This is a genomic window from Rhodoferax sp. GW821-FHT10B06, assembly GCF_059415605.1.
This window is the reverse complement of record NZ_JBWKNO010000014.1, coordinates 20,684-35,730: the sequence shown is the minus strand read 5'-3', so window position 1 is coordinate 35,730 and position 15,047 is coordinate 20,684. Positions and strand designations below refer to the sequence as shown.

Below are 15,047 nucleotides of genomic sequence, written 5' to 3'. Positions count from 1 at the left end.
GGTTGCTCTTTCAAATTGTCTCCAGCATGGATTTGACCAAAGGAATGGTGATGGCGCGCTGGGTCTGCAGCGCGTAACGGTCCAAGTGCTCCAGCAACTGCATCAAGCTGCCCAGGTCGCGGCTGAAGCGGCGCAGCATGAAGTCCACCACCTCGTCGCTGAGCACCAGGCCGCGAGCCTGTGCCTCGCGGCGCAGCACGGCGCGGCGCTCGTCTTCACTCAGCACCTGTAGCGCAAACACGTGGCCGCCGCCCAGGCGGGTACGCAGGTCTTCCCGCAGCGCCAGGTCGGCCGGTGGCACATCGCCCGCGCCCAGCACCCAGCAGTTACAGGTCTGCGCATTCACAAACCACTTGAAGGCCATATGCTGCTGAGCGGGGTTGTACAGATGCACATCATCCAGCAGCACAGCCGCCCAACTATCGTCAAACTCGGGCGGTTCGTAGACGCTGGGGTCCAGCCAGCCCACCTGGGCGGCCTGCATGCGGTAGGCCTCGCGCACCGCGCGCAGCAAATAGGTTTTGCCGGTGGCGGGCTCACCCCACAGATAGGTTTGCAAAGGACGGCCGGTGTCCACCACGGCCTGCTGCACATGCTGCAGCGCAGCCTGGTTCTGACCGGCAAAGAAATTGCCCAGCGTCGGGCTGGTAGCCAAGCCGATATCCAATACCAGTTGCTGCATGCTCATCCCCGGTAAAACGGGCTGGCCAGGTAGCGCACGCGCAAACGGCGTATGCCCACCAACATCACCGCACTGACAGGCAAGGCCACCAGCACGCCGACAAAACCGAACACCTCGCCAAACGCTAGCAAGGCAAAAATCACCGCCAGCGGATGCAGACCTATGCGCTCACCGACCAGACGAGGGGTCAGGAACAGGCTTTCCAGCACCTGGCCAGAGCCAAATACGACAGCCACCATGACCACCGCCTTGATGGAGGCAAACTGCAATATCCCTGCCAGGCTGGCTAGCACCAGGCCCACACCAAACCCCAGGTAAGGTACGAACATGGCCAGGCCGGTGAAGATGCCGATGGGCACGCCCAGGTCCAGACCGAACAGGCTCAGGCCTACCGCGTAGAAAACCGCCATGATCAGCATCACCAGCAACTGACCACGCAGATACTGGCCCAGCACCTGGTCGGCCTCTTCCACAAAACGGTCAAAGCCCGCGCGCAGGCGGGTAGGCACGAACTGCACCACCAGGGCCACAAAACGGTCCCAATCCATCAGCAGGTAAAACAAGGCTGCAGGAATCAGCAGCAGATTCCCCACGACCGACAGCGCCACGCTGCCGCCTAGCTTGAGCGAAGACAGCAGGGAGCCCAGCGCCTCCTCAACATTGGCATTCAGGTACTTGAAGGCAAAGGCCTTGATGCTGGCCGGGTCCAGCGATATCTTCAGTCCCAGCTGGGCTAACAAGGGCTGCAGCCAGCGCACCAGGCCGTCCAGCAGGCCCGGCAACTGCTCGCGCATCAGAGGCGCCTCTTTGACCACAATCGGCACGATCAGCAGCGCCAGCATCAAAAATGCCAGCACGAAACCCAGCTCAACGACGGTCACCGCCAGCCAACGCGGGACTCGCCCCCGGCACAGGCTGTCCAACGAATCCACCAGCGGCGTGAGCACATAGGCCAACACCGCCGCCACCGCGAACGGCGTCAACACCGGCCCCAGCAGCCACAGGGCCAGCACCATGCCCAGCACAATGGAAATCCAGGTGAAACCGCGCATTTGGGTGGGGGTAAATTGCATCAGGAGGTGGGTTGGGGTCGAAAAGGAGGGCGGCGCAGGAAGCCGGCTGTGCGGACATGCACACGCAAGCCCTTAAAATCTGCCCAAATTCTATAGGGCTACACGGCTAAATCCCGTCGGCCCGCTTATCTGGGCAGTAATGCCCGCATCTTTCGCCCTCTTCTAAACGCTCCGACCATGACCACTTCCCACACTTCTCCCCTCTCGTACAAGGACGCAGGGGTCGATATCGACGCCGGCGACGCCCTGGTCGAGCGCATCAAGCCTCTGGCCAAAAAGACCATGCGCGAAGGCGTGCTGGCAGGGATTGGCGGCTTTGGCGCGTTGTTTGAAGTACCCAAGCGCTACAAAGAGCCGGTGCTGGTCAGCGGCACCGACGGCGTGGGCACCAAGCTGCGCCTGGCGTTCGAGTGGAATATGCACGACACCGTGGGCATCGACCTGGTGGCCATGAGCGTCAACGACGTGCTGGTGCAAGGCGCCGAGCCGCTTTTCTTCCTGGACTACTTTGCGTGCGGCAAGCTGGATGTGGATACCGCTGCAGCCGTGGTCGGCGGCATCGCCAAGGGTTGCGAGCTGTCTGGCTGCGCGCTGATTGGCGGTGAAACCGCTGAAATGCCCGGCATGTACCCGGCGGGCGAATACGATCTGGCCGGCTTCGCTGTCGGCGCCGTCGAAAAGTCGAAGATCCTGACCGGCAAGGAAGTCGCCCCCGGCGACGTGGTACTGGGCCTGGCCAGCAGCGGCGTGCATTCCAATGGCTTCAGCCTGGTGCGCAAGTGCATCGAGCGCGCCGGCGACACCGCACCCGCCACGCTGGACGGCAAGCCCTTCAAGCAAGCCCTGATGGAACCCACCCGCCTGTATGTGAAAAACGTGCTGGCCGCGCTGGCTGCGCACCCGATCAAGGCCCTAGCCCACATCACCGGTGGCGGCCTGCTGGAAAATATCCCCCGCGTACTACCCGAAGGCACGGCCGCCCACCTGGTGAAGGGCAGCTGGCCCCAAACCGAGCTGTTCGCCTGGCTGCAAAAGACAGCCGGCATTGACGACTTTGAGATGAACCGCACCTTTAACAACGGCATCGGCATGGTAGTGGTGGTGGACGCGGCAAACGCCGCAGCCACCGCAGCCACCCTGCGCAGCCTGGGTGAAGCGGTGTTTGAAATCGGCAAAATTGCACCGCGCGGCGACAGCGCCCCCGTTGTAGTTGCCTGACACTCGGAATGCGGGCTTATTTTTGAATTTATAAAAAATAGGCCTCTAGCGCAGACATTACATGCGCTAGCAGCTATTTAAAAGATAGCACCCACTTCCAACCGAGACCCGCCATGTCAGCTTTGACCGAAGACCAAGCCCGCAGCTATATGCACAAGCTGCTGACTGCCATGCACCAGGCGGGTGGCTCAGACCTATTCATCGCCTGCGACTTCGCACCGAGCATGAAGGCCCATGGCCAGATGAAGGCCTTGTCGGCCCAAAAGCTGGCCGGCGACGTCACCCGCATGCTGGCCCACGCCATGATGAACGAGCGCCAGCGCGAAGAGTTCGCCAAGGAAATGGAGTGCAACTTCGCCATGGCTCTGCCCGGCGTGGCGCGCTTCCGCGTCAACGTCTTCGTGCAGCAGCAAAACGTCAGCATGGTGATACGCACCATTGCGGCCGAAATCCCCAGCTTTGCCAGCCTGGTCCTGCCCGAGGTGCTGAAGGAAGTCATCATGCACAAGCGCGGGCTGGTGCTGGTGGTGGGTGGCACGGGCTCGGGCAAGTCCACCTCGCTGGCGGCCATGATCGACCACCGCAATGCCAGTACCGGCGGCCACATCATCACCGTGGAAGACCCGGTGGAGTACGTGCACACCTCCAAAATGTCGCTGGTCAGCCACCGCGAGGTGGGCGTGGACACGCATTCCTGGCACCACGCACTGAAGAACACGCTACGCCAGGCCCCTGACGTCATCCTGATCGGCGAAATCCGCGACCCGCAGACCATGGAGCACGCGATTGCATTTGCCGAAACCGGCCACCTTTGCCTGGCCACGCTGCACGCCAACAATGCCAACCAGGCGCTGGACCGCATCATCAACTTCTTCCCCGAAGAACGGCGCAACCAACTGCTGATGGATTTGTCGGCGAATATGCGCGCCATCGTGTCGCAACGCCTGGTGCGCATGGAGGACGGCAAGGGCCGCCGCGCTGCGGTAGAGGTACTGTTGAACACGCCCATCGTGGCCGACCGTATTTTCAAGGGCGCGTTTGGTGACCTGAAAAGCATCATGGACAAGTCGCGCGAGCTGGGCATGCGCACCTTCGACTGGGCCCTGTTCGAGCTGTACAACGCAGGCGATATCTCCTACGAAGAAGCTATCCGCAATGCCGACTCAGCCAACGAGCTAAGGCTGAACCTGAAGCTGAAGAGCGTGCGCGGCGAACCCGCTACCGCCGCAGGCATGGAGCTGACCTTCGACAAACCACTGACCGAAGAAGAAATCGAAGCGTTGCGCGCGGAAGAGCTGGAGAAGCAGCGGCAAAAACGCCGCCAGATGGAAGACGAGCAAATGGCCCGCCTGCGCCAGGCTAAGCTGGATCAGCAGTCTCAATAGCCATAGCCAGCACCTTGTCTATGCGCTTGCCGTCCAGGTCCACAACTTCGAACAGCCAGCCCGCGCACTCGATACGCTCCGCCGTCGCCAGCATCCGGCCCGACACTGACATCAGCAAGCCTGCCACGGTGTTGTAGCGGCCCCGCGCCTCGTCGGGCAGCTCCTTGATGTCCAGGCGCACCTTCAGCTCCGTTACCGGCATCAGGCCGTCCAGCAGCCAGGAGCCATCTTCGCGCTGCGTGGCCCAGGCATCGGCCTGCGCACCGGGCTGCAGCTCACCGGTGATGGCTTCCAACAGGTCACGCGGAGTCATCAAGCCCTGCACCACACCGTATTCATCCACCACGAACACCATGCGGCCCGACTTGGCGCGGAACTGCTCCAGCAGTTCCATGCCACTCAGGGTTTCGGGTAGAAAAGCTGCAGGCAGCACATGCGGCTCCACCGGGCCGGCCTGGTCGGCGCCCAGCTCCAGCAGACGGGCCACGCTGATCACACCCACCACATCGTCCAACGAACCACGGCACACCGGGTACCAGGAGTGCGCCCCCTTGTCGCCACCACTGCTGGCCATCTGCAGGCATTGCGCCACGCTGTGGGTGGCTTCCAACCACTCCACGTCGGTACGCGGCACCATCAGGGATGTCAACGGCCGCTCGTCCAGGCGAAACACGTTCTGCACCATCAGATGCTCATGCTCTTCGATCACGCCGGCATCCACGCCCTCTTCCAGGCTGGCAACGATTTCCTCCTCAGTCACGGACCGGCCCGCTGCGTTGTCGATGCGCAACAGCTTTAACACGGCCTGGGTGCTGAAGGACAGCAAACGCACAAACGGCTTGGCAGCCGTAGCCACCCACGCCATAGGCCGCGACACATAGCGCGCCACCAGTTCAGGATGTAGCTGGCCAATGCGCTTGGGCACCAACTCACCAAACACGATGGTCACAAAGGTAATCACCGTCACCACAATCACCGTGGCAGACACATCCGCCGCTCGTGCCGCCACACCCCAGTGCTGGATCCAGGCCGACACGCCATCGCTGAACGCGGCCTCACCCAAAATACCGTTGACCATGCCGATCGATGTGATGCCGACCTGTACCGAAGACAGAAATTGCGTGGGGTTGTCCAACAAATCCAGCGCAGCCTGCGCTCCCTTGTCCCCCGCCTCGGCCATCGCCGCCAGACGTGCCTTGCGGCTGGACGCCAAGGCCAATTCAGACATAGAAAAAACGCCGTTGAGCAAGGTCAACAGCACGATCAGCAATAAATCCATGGATCAGATGTGAGAATGAGGAGATGGCACTTTACTTCATCGATGCTCTTGCAGCATTTTTCACGAATCTGGCTTTAACACGAGCAACTCTGTCAGCATGCGCGCCCAACGTCGCCGATCCGCAAGCAATAACGAAATAGAAACAGGTACGCTTAATTACGACACAAAAGGTTCGTATTTAATAGCTACATTCAATCGCAGCAACGCCCTAAACCTGAAGATGCATTCAAATGCTCTATCACATTTAAAAATATCGCCTAGATTTACTGATCAGGATATACAAGCTAGCCACAGCGATCATGCGAACGTATGGGAATAACATTTATTCCAAGACAAAGCACAAAAATCTTCAACCATAGAAGAACTTAGTGCATGTACAGGCGAAAATTCAATAGATTCTCTATTGAAAAATAAAACCACCCAAATACACCCAAGCCAACACCGACTCATTCAGCAAAAATTACACGAGCCGTTTCCGTCGGTGAATTCACAAAAGTTGCCAAAGCCTTAGCCAATATTAAAGCCTTGTGCTTAATATTTACATCCCCAGCCTCAAGCGAAAGAAAGCTCAAAACAACAATGTGCGCATGATAATCATTAGTCGAAGTTTGACTATGTTCAATATAATCTATTGAGAATGAAATCTTAGACACCACCTCCTGAACTGAAAATGCTGACCACCCCTTCAACGGATAATTATCAAGCACACAAACTTGATTAGCAGCAATTAATTTGGCCTTGATAGCACTCAACTTTGGTTGCGGAGTAGAGTTCCAAAGCACATCAATAGACAAGGGACTTGGCCGCGTATCAAAAAATGCCCCAAACTGCATGGCGATAGTATCACCACACATCATTATATGTTTAGGAGTATCTTGAAACCGGCGCCCCACAATTTGCGAGGAAGCGACCTTCATGCGATAGCAGCGATATATTTCCGGCCTATCTCAACAATGGAATCTATCGTTGGATTAACACCCAATATTGAGGTAGCAACATTTATATTTCCATCGGGCAACACAACTGCATACATCGCAACAGTTTCTTTATCATTTAGAACAAAAGTTAGTGAGTTTCGGGGATCCCCACTTTCGATCACCACGCTCTCATCATCACTCTGATAATTCCAACTTTCCAATGACAAATCTTTTTCAAGGGCACTGGAAATTTCGAAAACCCTTTCTTTTTGCGAGGGCACAGCAACAGATTCAGACTTCAAAACCTCAGAATAAGATTGCATATTAGCCACATATCGGCCAATTGAAGCTCCAGATACTTCAAAATTCCTAGATAATTCAAAGGCAGGTAATGCGTGCGACATTCCATTTGGACCTTGCTCGCGAAGCATCTGCAAAGGCTGCGGCCCCAAACGAATAGCACTACGAAAATAATCCGACGATACCGTATTAACCAAATTGATAGACTGAAGCGTACCAACACTCGTACCAACAAAATCAGTCTTAGCAAACGAACTAATTGAAGTAGTGGAAACTGCAGCCCATACCGCGATGTATCCACCACGACGCAACAACCGCAATAATAAATCTCTTGTACCTTTTACTGCAGCGCCAATACTCCGATTCTTCGGACTAGCGTCATATGACTGCAGTTCGAAAGGAGAGGGAACTATTGCTACCCGCTCAAAAATAGGGTCTTGTCCAAATACGCTCACACCGCCTCCCCGAAACGCGCAACTGTAATATCTTTGCAATACTGCAAGAAAGAACTAAACAACGGGAAAACCATCTGAACCCTTATTACCGGATCAACAGCTATGTGCGTCTGACCCTCTTCCATTTTAGACAGAGCGAGTCCAGACGTATAAATGAAATCCATAACTGCACCTGCAGCAGTTCCATGCGCTCGCACATACGTCGCTTCAAAGGCACGCGTTTCATTTGGTTCTTCGACTGGCATTAAAGGAGCAAATACATTTTTAACAGTCTTCGAATCCAAAACAACTGATCGTGAAAACATCAAGAAATTCTCTTCGGCCATGTGAATAACCACCAAAGCACGAGCATTCAAAGAGGAATTGAGCTTAAGCTGAGTCAAATAAAAACGAACTTCACCATCCCGAAAGACCACTTCCGCAGCATCGCAAACAAACTTCAGGGCAGGACTCGGAGCTTGCGTGACATCAATTTCATACTGTAAGCGGGTCGTGTTTGGCGCATCGCCTTCGGTAGACAAAAGCTTTACCACCTTCACAGGAACGACAATCCCTTCACTGTTGCGCACGTTGCTCACCGCACTGGCGGATTGCATTTTCTTTTTTTGAGTTGACATGGAAAAAGGTTAAATCGCTAGTAGATAGAGCTTTTCCATGTTAACGGAAGTAGCCATGTTTAAACGTTGCATTGAACCTGAACTATTGCTCTAAGGTGATGAAAAACATGGCTACCAACTCAACTAGACAGCAAAATTTCGATAAAGCCACCCATTGAAAAGCCAACTACATGATACGTGCAACACATGCCCGCTGTAGTACAGACCAACACAACACAACGGCCAAATTGATGACTACATCAAAGCGACTACATCTTAAAAAATCAAGACACACCGGCGCAACGTCATATATAGCGCCCAATCACAGGACAGCCACGATGGCGCAGCTTTTTTGCATCCGGCTTGCGGTGGGTCCAGTAGGTGTACCAAACGGTAGACACCGACACACCGAATATTTCAGCTAGGAGCTTGGGGCCGAACAAGCCGGTATCTTTCAACGCCACAAGTTCTAGCGCATCTTCCTGGCTGATGGCCCGAGGACTTCCACCCCAAGTAACACCCCGGTGTCTAGCGGCTACCTGCCCCGCTATTGCACGCTCACGGATCACAGAGCGCTCAAACTGGGCGAAAGCACCGAGCATGTGCATGCTCAGTTGACCGAAAGACGACGTCGTATCGACCGGCTCTGTCACGCTACGCAGACCCAAGCCAAGAGCGTTTAAACGGTCAACGATGCTCAGCAAATCTTTCATACTGCGGGATACCCGGTCCATCTTGTAGACCACCAGCACATCACCTTTTTGCATTTCCTCCATGGCAAGGTGCAGCTGCGGCCTAGCGCCCACGGAACTGGTTTTCTCAGAATAGATTTTCTGAACACCAGCACGCGCCAGGGCATCAATCTGCAAATTTGTTTCCTGCTCATTCGTAGACACACGCGCATATCCAACAAGCATCACACTCCCCTACTTGAAAAAATCTACCGTAGGCTTCTCAGGCTGAGCCTGCCGCGCCCTCTGAATCTGCGTATTGGCCTCATCAACCTTTTGTCGCTTCGCTTCAATTTGCTTACGCTCAACAACACGAAAAACAACAAAAAGCACTGCAACCAAAGCCAACCAAAACAACACCTTCGTTGCCCAATGCCAATTAGCACCCGGTAGATCAGGCGGGCCAGAATCCGGGATCGATGAACGAAACCTATCGCGTCTAAACAACTTAGGAAAGTAACGCACGAGCTTTGCGTCATACCGCATCCCATGCTTCTTTGCGTAGTCCTCCCGGTAATAGTCTCTGTCCTCAATTCCCATCACTAAGCTCCCAAGCAAAACTCGCTAACACCGCAACCGAAACTGAATATCCCGTAACCGCCTACGCTCAGCTGTAATCCAATCTTGGGTCTGGCCGGTTTGCGGCTGCCTTGCCATGGAATCCAAATTGGCGATACGCCCGTTCAAGTCCGCGCAAGTAGCCTTGTTGTCGGTAGATGACGACTGGCTTTGCTGCTGCACGCTGGGCTGTTGCTGCGGGGCTTGGTACAACTGCTGCGCCTTATCTCTTTGCTGGCTTGCCATGTTGACCTGTTGATCAAATGGCAGGCCGTCCGGCACAGTCTCCATGCGATCGATCAACGCCTGCTTTTCCCGACAGTGCACCGAGGACCAAAATTTGCCGCCGCTATAACCCTCGCAGAGGTAAATCGTCGCCGCGAACGACTGGCTACTCAGACAGAGCAAAACCACCCCAAAAAATCTGAGCATAGAGCCGCCTTGGTTAACATTTCGCTACAGATACTAGCCATAAGCAAAGCGGCAAACCTCGCAAACAGGCATCATGAACAAGTCTTATTTGCAGACGTCATTCTTTTTAATGACACCGGAAACGAAACTCGCACAGAGCAACGACAGGGCAAACCCTGACCAGCAGCAAAACAGGAATAACGGCACTTGCAGCCAATCACCGATACCGAGCCACAACGTCAACCAGTGAAACAGCTTTTTTCAGTAGCTGTCCCACTCGTAGACGACGGCCAAGGCCATATTGCCCATGCGGCGGATGCGCAGATGGAGCCCGACCAACTGGACCTTGTTGGAGTGGATCGGCATGGGGTGCTGGGTTAACAGGATACAGTCCACACCCATATACTTGCGACTGTGAAAGACGTGAACTTCTTGACCCTTGCAATAGAACTGACGGCTCTTGAAGCAAAGAAAGATGCCGTCAAAAGCACAGGCTATGCGCGACCCATGAAATCGCTTCAAAACACGTGGCAATTTATTTAATTGGCGACATCCAGGGCTGCGACGCCCCATTGCAACGCTTGCTGGACACGCTGGATTTCTCACCCAGCCGCGATACCGTTTACCTGCTGGGCGATCTGGTGAACCGGGGTCCCGCTTCGGCCCAGGTGCTGCGGCGCCTGATGGGCTACGGCGATGCTGCACGCTGCCTGCTGGGCAACCATGATCTGCATTTACTGGCTGCAGCCCATGGCATACGCCCCGCGCACCGCCAGGACACCCTGCAGGGCATTCTTGAAGCGCCAGACAGGCCCGCGTTGCTCGACTGGATCCGCCACCAGCGCCTCGCAATACTGGAGCGCCTACAAGGGCAGGAAATCCTGATGGTGCACGCCGGCGTGCTGCCTGGATGGAGCGCTGAACAAACCCTAGCTTTGGCATCCGAGGTAGAAGCCGTTTTACGCGGCCCGGAGTTGGTAGCATTTTTAGGCCAGATGTACGGCAACACGCCCGCCCAGTGGAGCGATGACCTGCAAGGCGCGGACCGACTGCGCGTCATCGTGAATGCGCTGACGCGGCTGCGGTTTTGCTCTGCGGACGGTCAGATGGAATTTGAAAGCAAAGAAGGCGCGGGCGGGGCGCCGGCCGGCTATATGCCCTGGTTCGATGTGCCAGGACGGCGCACAGCGAGCACTACGGTTGCTTTTGGCCATTGGTCCACGCTGGGCTGGTTGGACCGCAGCGACGTGCTGTCGCTGGATACGGGCTGCGTTTGGGGAGGATGCCTGAGTGCGCTGAAGCTAGGCAACACTGCGGCAGACAACCAACTGATACAGGTACGCTGCGAGCAGACGCAGCGCCCTGGCACCTAAGAAAGCAGACTCAGGCCGACACAGAGTTGTCTATCGCCTTGAACAAGGCGGCGACTTTACGCTTGGGCTTGATATTGGCCGAAATACCCCGCACGGTCGCATGCTTAGCCGCTGCCTCCCAGGAGGGTGCAGCCTCGCTAGCAGCGGTTTGCTCATATGGGCGGTCAAAGAATGGATCTCGTGGGGCTCCCGCCTGGCGGGGAGCACGCGGCGCCGGACGGGGCGTATCCATCACGTCTCGTGGATCATCGCCACCCCAAGCACGGCGGCCATCGTTGATGCGGCCCTGCACGCGGATCTTGGGGATGTCTTCTTCAAACTCGATAGCTTCGAGTTCAATCTTGGTCTTGACCAGCTTTTCGATGTCGGCCACCAAGCGGGCATCGCTGCCAGACACAAAGCTCACCGCCAGCCCCGAAGCACCTGCCCGACCAGTGCGGCCGATACGGTGCACATAATCTTCGGCATTGAAAGGCACGTCGAAGTTGAACACAGCGGGCACATCCTTGATGTCCAGGCCGCGTGCAGCCACATCGGTGCATACCAGCAAATCGACTTCACCCTTCTTGAAGGAGTCCAAGGCTTTCAGACGCTCGTCCTGGCTCTTGTCGCCATGCAAGGCAGCAGTTTTCAAGCCTTCCTTTTCCAGCGAACGGGCCAGTCGGGCGCAGCCTAGCTTGCTGTTCACAAATACAAAGGCCTGCTTCATACCGCGGGTTTTGAGCACCTGGTGTAAGGCACGGCGCTTGTCGTCTGCGTTGATGCTGTAGAAATGCTGCTCAACAGTCGACGCTGTGGCGTTGGAGCGGGCCACTTCGATAGTGACCGGGTCTTGCAGATAACTGCTGGCCAGACGCTTAATTTCAGAAGAAAACGTTGCCGAAAACAACAAGGTGGTGCGCTGCTTGGGCAGATAGCTCAGGATACGCTGCAGATCCGGCAGGAAGCCGATATCCAGCATACGGTCGGCTTCGTCCAGCACCACGTATTCCACCTGGTTCAGAACCGCATTCTTGGCCTCGATATGGTCGAGCAAACGGCCAGGAGTCGCAACCAGAATTTCAACGCCTTTTTTCAATTCCAGTGTCTGCGGCTTCATGTCCATGCCACCAAACACCACCGCACTACGCAGATTCGTGTATTTGGCGTAAGACTTTACGGCCTGGGCAACCTGGTCAGCCAGCTCGCGCGTAGGCAGCAAAACCAAGGCCCGCACAGGATGGCGTGCTGGCGAAGTAGACGGGTTTTCATGCTTCAGCATGCGCTGCAGCAAGGGCAACGAAAACGCCGCCGTTTTACCGGTTCCGGTTTGGGCTGCTCCCATTACATCGCGCCCCTGCAAAACCACGGGAATGGCTTGCGCCTGAATCGGCGTCATCGAGGTATAGCCCATGTCGGCCACGGCACGCGACAAGGGTTCTGCAAGCTGCAGTTGCGAGAAAGAATCCAGGGGGGTATCGCTCATCAAATCCAGAGGTAAGTAGCTATTCAAACAATAGCAAATTGCACCCACGCGACGTGGGCAAACCCCGATTATCCCTGAAAACGCAAAAACCGCTTTTTAAGCGTGCATTGGCACACGCTTTGAAAGTGCAAAACTGGCGGAAACCTGGGCCTCCGCCAGCCTTGAACGGTCTAGTGCTTGACCGGCACCACAGGTGTTACGGCAGCTTCCAGCGCAGGAGCCACGGCCACGGGTTCCTCATCCGGCAAAGCCTGGGGCATGCGCTCCAATGCTAGCTCCAGAACCTGGTCAATCCATTTAACGGGAACGATCTCCAGCCCATTCTTTACGTTAGCCGGAATGTCTTGCAAGTCTTTGGCGTTTTCCTCGGGAATTAACACCGTCTTGATGCCACCACGCAGCGCAGCCAACAGCTTTTCCTTCAGGCCTCCGATGGCAGTAACCTCGCCACGCAAGGTAATTTCACCGGTCATGGCAACGTCGCCACGGACCGGGATGCCCGTCAATGCAGACACAAAAGCCGTCGTCATTGCAGCTCCCGCACTAGGGCCATCCTTGGGCGTTGCGCCATCAGGCACATGGATATGGATATCCTTCTTCTCGAACACCTCATCCTTGATACCCAGGCGCTTCGACCGGCTACGCACCACGGTACGAGCGGCCTCCACCGACTCTTTCATCACATCGCCCAGCGAACCGGTACGGGTGATTACGCCCTTGCCCGGCATGATGGCGGCTTCAATGGTCAGCAAATCGCCACCTACCTCGGTCCACGCCAAGCCGACGACCTGACCGATCTGGTTCTTTTCTTCAGCACGGCCATAGGTGTACTTTTGCACACCCAGGTACTCATTCAGGTTGTCCGCCGTCACCTTGACCTGCGCAGTCATTTGCTTGAGCAGAAGCCCCTTGACGACCTTGCGGCAAATCTTGGAGAGTTCGCGTTCCAATGAACGCACGCCTGCTTCACGGGTGTAATAACGCACGATGTCACGAACGGCATCTGGCGTAAGCAATAGCTCCTCTTCCTTCAAACCATTGTTCTTCAACTGCTTGGGCAACAGGTACTTGACGGCAATATTCGTCTTCTCGTCTTCCGTGTATCCGGCAAGACGGATGACTTCCATACGATCCAGCAAGGCCGAAGGAATATTCATGGAATTCGACGTTGCGACAAACATTACATCGCTCAAATCGAAATCCACCTCTACATAGTGATCGCCGAAGGTATGGTTTTGCTCCGGATCCAGCACTTCGAGCAAGGCGCTGGACGGATCACCCCTGAAGTCTGTCCCCAGCTTGTCGATTTCGTCCAGTAAAAACAGCGGGTTGCGCGTGCCAATCTTGTTCAGGCTTTGCAAAACCTTACCAGGCAGTGCCCCGATATAGGTGCGCCGATGACCGCGAATCTCCGCTTCATCACGCATGCCGCCCAAGGCCATTCGCACATATTTTCGCCCTGTCGCCTTGGCGATCGATTGCCCCAAAGATGTCTTACCCACACCCGGAGGGCCAACCAAGCACAAGATCGGAGCCTTGACCTTGTCCACGCGCTGTTGCACTGCTAAATATTCCAGGATGCGGTCCTTGACCTTGTCCAGCCCGAAGTGGTCTTCGTTCAATACCTCTTCAGCATTACGCAAATCGTGCTTGATCTTGGTCTTCTTGCTCCAAGGTAAAGCGGTCAGCACATCAATGTAGTTACGCACCACCGTCGCTTCAGCCGACATGGGAGACATCAGCTTAAGCTTTTTCAGCTCGCTCTCAGCCTTCTTCAATGCCTCCTTGGGCATTTTCGCCAGCTTGATCTTCTTTTCGATCTCGTCGATGTCTGCGCCCTCTTCCCCTTCGCCTAGCTCCTTTTGAATGGCCTTGACCTGCTCATTCAAATAGAAGTCGCGTTGGTTCTTCTCCATCTGACGCTTGACGCGGCCACGGATCTTCTTGTCAACGTTCAGAATATCCACTTCACGCTCAAGCTGACCATACAGGTTTTCCAAACGTTCGCGCACGTCGGACAAATCCAACACAACCTGCTTGCTATCCAACTTGAGCGGCAAATGCGCAGCAATGGTGTCCGCCAGACGGCCTGGATCATCAATGCTGGAAATGGACGTCAGAATTTCGGGTGGAATCTTCTTATTGAGCTTGACGTACTGGTCGAACTGCTGCATCACAGCACGGCGCAATGCCTCGATCTCCGTCGTTTTGTGTGCAACCGCCGACGCAACCACCGGCGTGATGCTGGCCACAAAATGTGACTCGCCATCTTCAATACGATTTACCGTCGCACGCTGCTGACCTTCCACCAGCACTTTCACCGTGCCATCAGGAAGCTTCAGCATCTGCAAGATTGTGGAAATGCAACCCACATCAAACATGTCAGCTACAGAAGGCTCATCTTTCGCTGCAGCCTTCTGCGCCACCAGCATGATGCGGCGTTCGGCCTCCATCGCAGCTTCCAGCGCCTTGATACTTTTGGGACGCCCAACAAAGAGAGGGATCACCATATGAGGGAAGACCACCACGTCGCGCAAAGGCAGCAAGGGCAAGTCGATCGGCTCGGCAGGTAGGGAAATGTGTCCGGACATGAAGATCCTTTAT

The 15,047-nt window shown here is 55.7% G+C and carries 13 protein-coding genes and 1 pseudogene; 3 read left to right on the top strand and 11 right to left on the bottom strand.

The window, feature by feature from the left end; genetic code table 11:
* Nucleotides 1–10 precede the first annotated feature (10 nt).
* Together hda and AC07O2_RS19260 are read right to left on the bottom strand one after the other, a co-directional pair.
* On the bottom strand, nucleotides 11–682 hold the full coding sequence (gene hda, locus AC07O2_RS19265) for a DnaA regulatory inactivator Hda (protein WP_495077356.1): 672 nt from the start codon (nucleotides 680–682) through the stop codon (nucleotides 11–13).
* Between the two features lie 2 nt (nucleotides 683–684).
* Nucleotides 685–1,755 (bottom strand): AI-2E family transporter, encoded by a 1,071-nt coding sequence (locus AC07O2_RS19260; protein ID WP_495077355.1) that lies wholly within the window; start codon nucleotides 1,753–1,755, stop codon nucleotides 685–687.
* 177 nt (nucleotides 1,756–1,932) lie between these two features.
* On the opposite strand from AC07O2_RS19260, the gene purM reads away from it, so the two are divergent.
* Complete coding sequence (purM, locus tag AC07O2_RS19255) at nucleotides 1,933–2,973, top strand: phosphoribosylformylglycinamidine cyclo-ligase (protein ID WP_495077354.1); 1,041 nt, start codon at nucleotides 1,933–1,935, stop codon at nucleotides 2,971–2,973.
* A gap of 122 nt (nucleotides 2,974–3,095) precedes the next feature.
* Nucleotides 3,096–4,211: pseudogene (locus tag AC07O2_RS19250) on the top strand (PilT/PilU family type 4a pilus ATPase); the annotation flags it as partial.
* Between the two features lie 121 nt (nucleotides 4,212–4,332).
* On the opposite strand, the gene AC07O2_RS19245 reads toward AC07O2_RS19250, so the two are convergent.
* From AC07O2_RS19245 to AC07O2_RS19215, 7 genes are all read right to left on the bottom strand, one after another.
* Nucleotides 4,333–5,637, bottom strand: a complete 1,305-nt coding sequence (locus tag AC07O2_RS19245) for a hemolysin family protein (protein WP_495077353.1) — start codon at nucleotides 5,635–5,637, stop codon at nucleotides 4,333–4,335.
* A 446-nt stretch (nucleotides 5,638–6,083) separates the two neighbouring features.
* Complete coding sequence (locus AC07O2_RS19240) at nucleotides 6,084–6,554, bottom strand: hypothetical protein (protein ID WP_495077352.1); 471 nt, start codon at nucleotides 6,552–6,554, stop codon at nucleotides 6,084–6,086.
* A complete protein-coding gene (locus AC07O2_RS19235; RefSeq protein WP_495077351.1) occupies nucleotides 6,551–7,309 on the bottom strand; it encodes a hypothetical protein in 759 nt (252 codons plus the stop codon). Before AC07O2_RS19235 ends, AC07O2_RS19240 begins: the two co-directional genes overlap by 4 nt.
* Nucleotides 7,306–7,926, bottom strand: a complete 621-nt coding sequence (locus AC07O2_RS19230; RefSeq protein ID WP_495077350.1) for a hypothetical protein — start codon at nucleotides 7,924–7,926, stop codon at nucleotides 7,306–7,308. Before AC07O2_RS19230 ends, AC07O2_RS19235 begins: the two co-directional genes overlap by 4 nt.
* A 284-nt stretch (nucleotides 7,927–8,210) precedes the next feature.
* Entirely contained in the window at nucleotides 8,211–8,822 is a 612-nt protein-coding gene (locus AC07O2_RS19225) for a recombinase family protein (RefSeq protein WP_495077349.1), read from the bottom strand.
* A 9-nt stretch (nucleotides 8,823–8,831) separates the two neighbouring features.
* Nucleotides 8,832–9,176, bottom strand: a complete 345-nt coding sequence (locus AC07O2_RS19220; RefSeq protein WP_495077348.1) for a hypothetical protein — start codon at nucleotides 9,174–9,176, stop codon at nucleotides 8,832–8,834.
* A gap of 24 nt (nucleotides 9,177–9,200) precedes the next feature.
* The gene (locus tag AC07O2_RS19215) at nucleotides 9,201–9,626 is read right to left on the bottom strand and encodes a hypothetical protein (RefSeq protein WP_495077347.1); all 426 of its coding nucleotides are present in this window, start codon (nucleotides 9,624–9,626) and stop codon (nucleotides 9,201–9,203) included.
* A gap of 506 nt (nucleotides 9,627–10,132) precedes the next feature.
* Here AC07O2_RS19215 and AC07O2_RS19210 point away from each other — a divergent pair.
* On the top strand, nucleotides 10,133–10,978 hold the full coding sequence (locus tag AC07O2_RS19210) for a symmetrical bis(5'-nucleosyl)-tetraphosphatase (protein WP_495077346.1): 846 nt from the start codon (nucleotides 10,133–10,135) through the stop codon (nucleotides 10,976–10,978).
* A 10-nt stretch (nucleotides 10,979–10,988) separates the two neighbouring features.
* Here the strand turns inward: AC07O2_RS19210 and AC07O2_RS19205 are convergent, their stop codons facing one another.
* Nucleotides 10,989–12,443 carry a DEAD/DEAH box helicase gene (locus AC07O2_RS19205; protein ID WP_495077345.1) on the bottom strand — a complete coding sequence of 485 codons (1,455 nt, stop codon included), beginning with the start codon at nucleotides 12,441–12,443 and terminating at the stop codon, nucleotides 10,989–10,991.
* 170 nt (nucleotides 12,444–12,613) lie between these two features.
* Nucleotides 12,614–15,034, bottom strand: a complete 2,421-nt coding sequence (gene lon, locus AC07O2_RS19200) for an endopeptidase La (RefSeq protein WP_495077344.1) — start codon at nucleotides 15,032–15,034, stop codon at nucleotides 12,614–12,616.
* Between the last annotated feature and the right edge of the window lie 13 nt (nucleotides 15,035–15,047).

Excerpts from the sequence above, each read along its gene's own strand:
- hda (WP_495077356.1), bottom strand. The coding sequence starts at position 682 with ATGCAGCAACTGGTATTGGATATCGGCTTGGCTACCAGCCCGACGCTG.
- AC07O2_RS19260 (WP_495077355.1), bottom strand. The coding sequence starts at position 1,755 with ATGCAATTTACCCCCACCCAAATGCGCGGTTTCACCTGGATTTCCATT.
- purM (WP_495077354.1), top strand. The coding sequence starts at position 1,933 with ATGACCACTTCCCACACTTCTCCCCTCTCGTACAAGGACGCAGGGGTC.
- AC07O2_RS19245 (WP_495077353.1), bottom strand. The coding sequence starts at position 5,637 with ATGGATTTATTGCTGATCGTGCTGTTGACCTTGCTCAACGGCGTTTTT.
- AC07O2_RS19240 (WP_495077352.1), bottom strand. The coding sequence starts at position 6,554 with ATGAAGGTCGCTTCCTCGCAAATTGTGGGGCGCCGGTTTCAAGATACT.
- AC07O2_RS19230 (WP_495077350.1), bottom strand. The coding sequence starts at position 7,926 with ATGTCAACTCAAAAAAAGAAAATGCAATCCGCCAGTGCGGTGAGCAAC.
- AC07O2_RS19225 (WP_495077349.1), bottom strand. The coding sequence starts at position 8,822 with ATGCTTGTTGGATATGCGCGTGTGTCTACGAATGAGCAGGAAACAAAT.
- AC07O2_RS19220 (WP_495077348.1), bottom strand. The coding sequence starts at position 9,176 with ATGGGAATTGAGGACAGAGACTATTACCGGGAGGACTACGCAAAGAAG.
- AC07O2_RS19215 (WP_495077347.1), bottom strand. The coding sequence starts at position 9,626 with ATGCTCAGATTTTTTGGGGTGGTTTTGCTCTGTCTGAGTAGCCAGTCG.
- AC07O2_RS19205 (WP_495077345.1), bottom strand. The coding sequence starts at position 12,443 with ATGAGCGATACCCCCCTGGATTCTTTCTCGCAACTGCAGCTTGCAGAA.
- lon (WP_495077344.1), bottom strand. The coding sequence starts at position 15,034 with ATGTCCGGACACATTTCCCTACCTGCCGAGCCGATCGACTTGCCCTTG.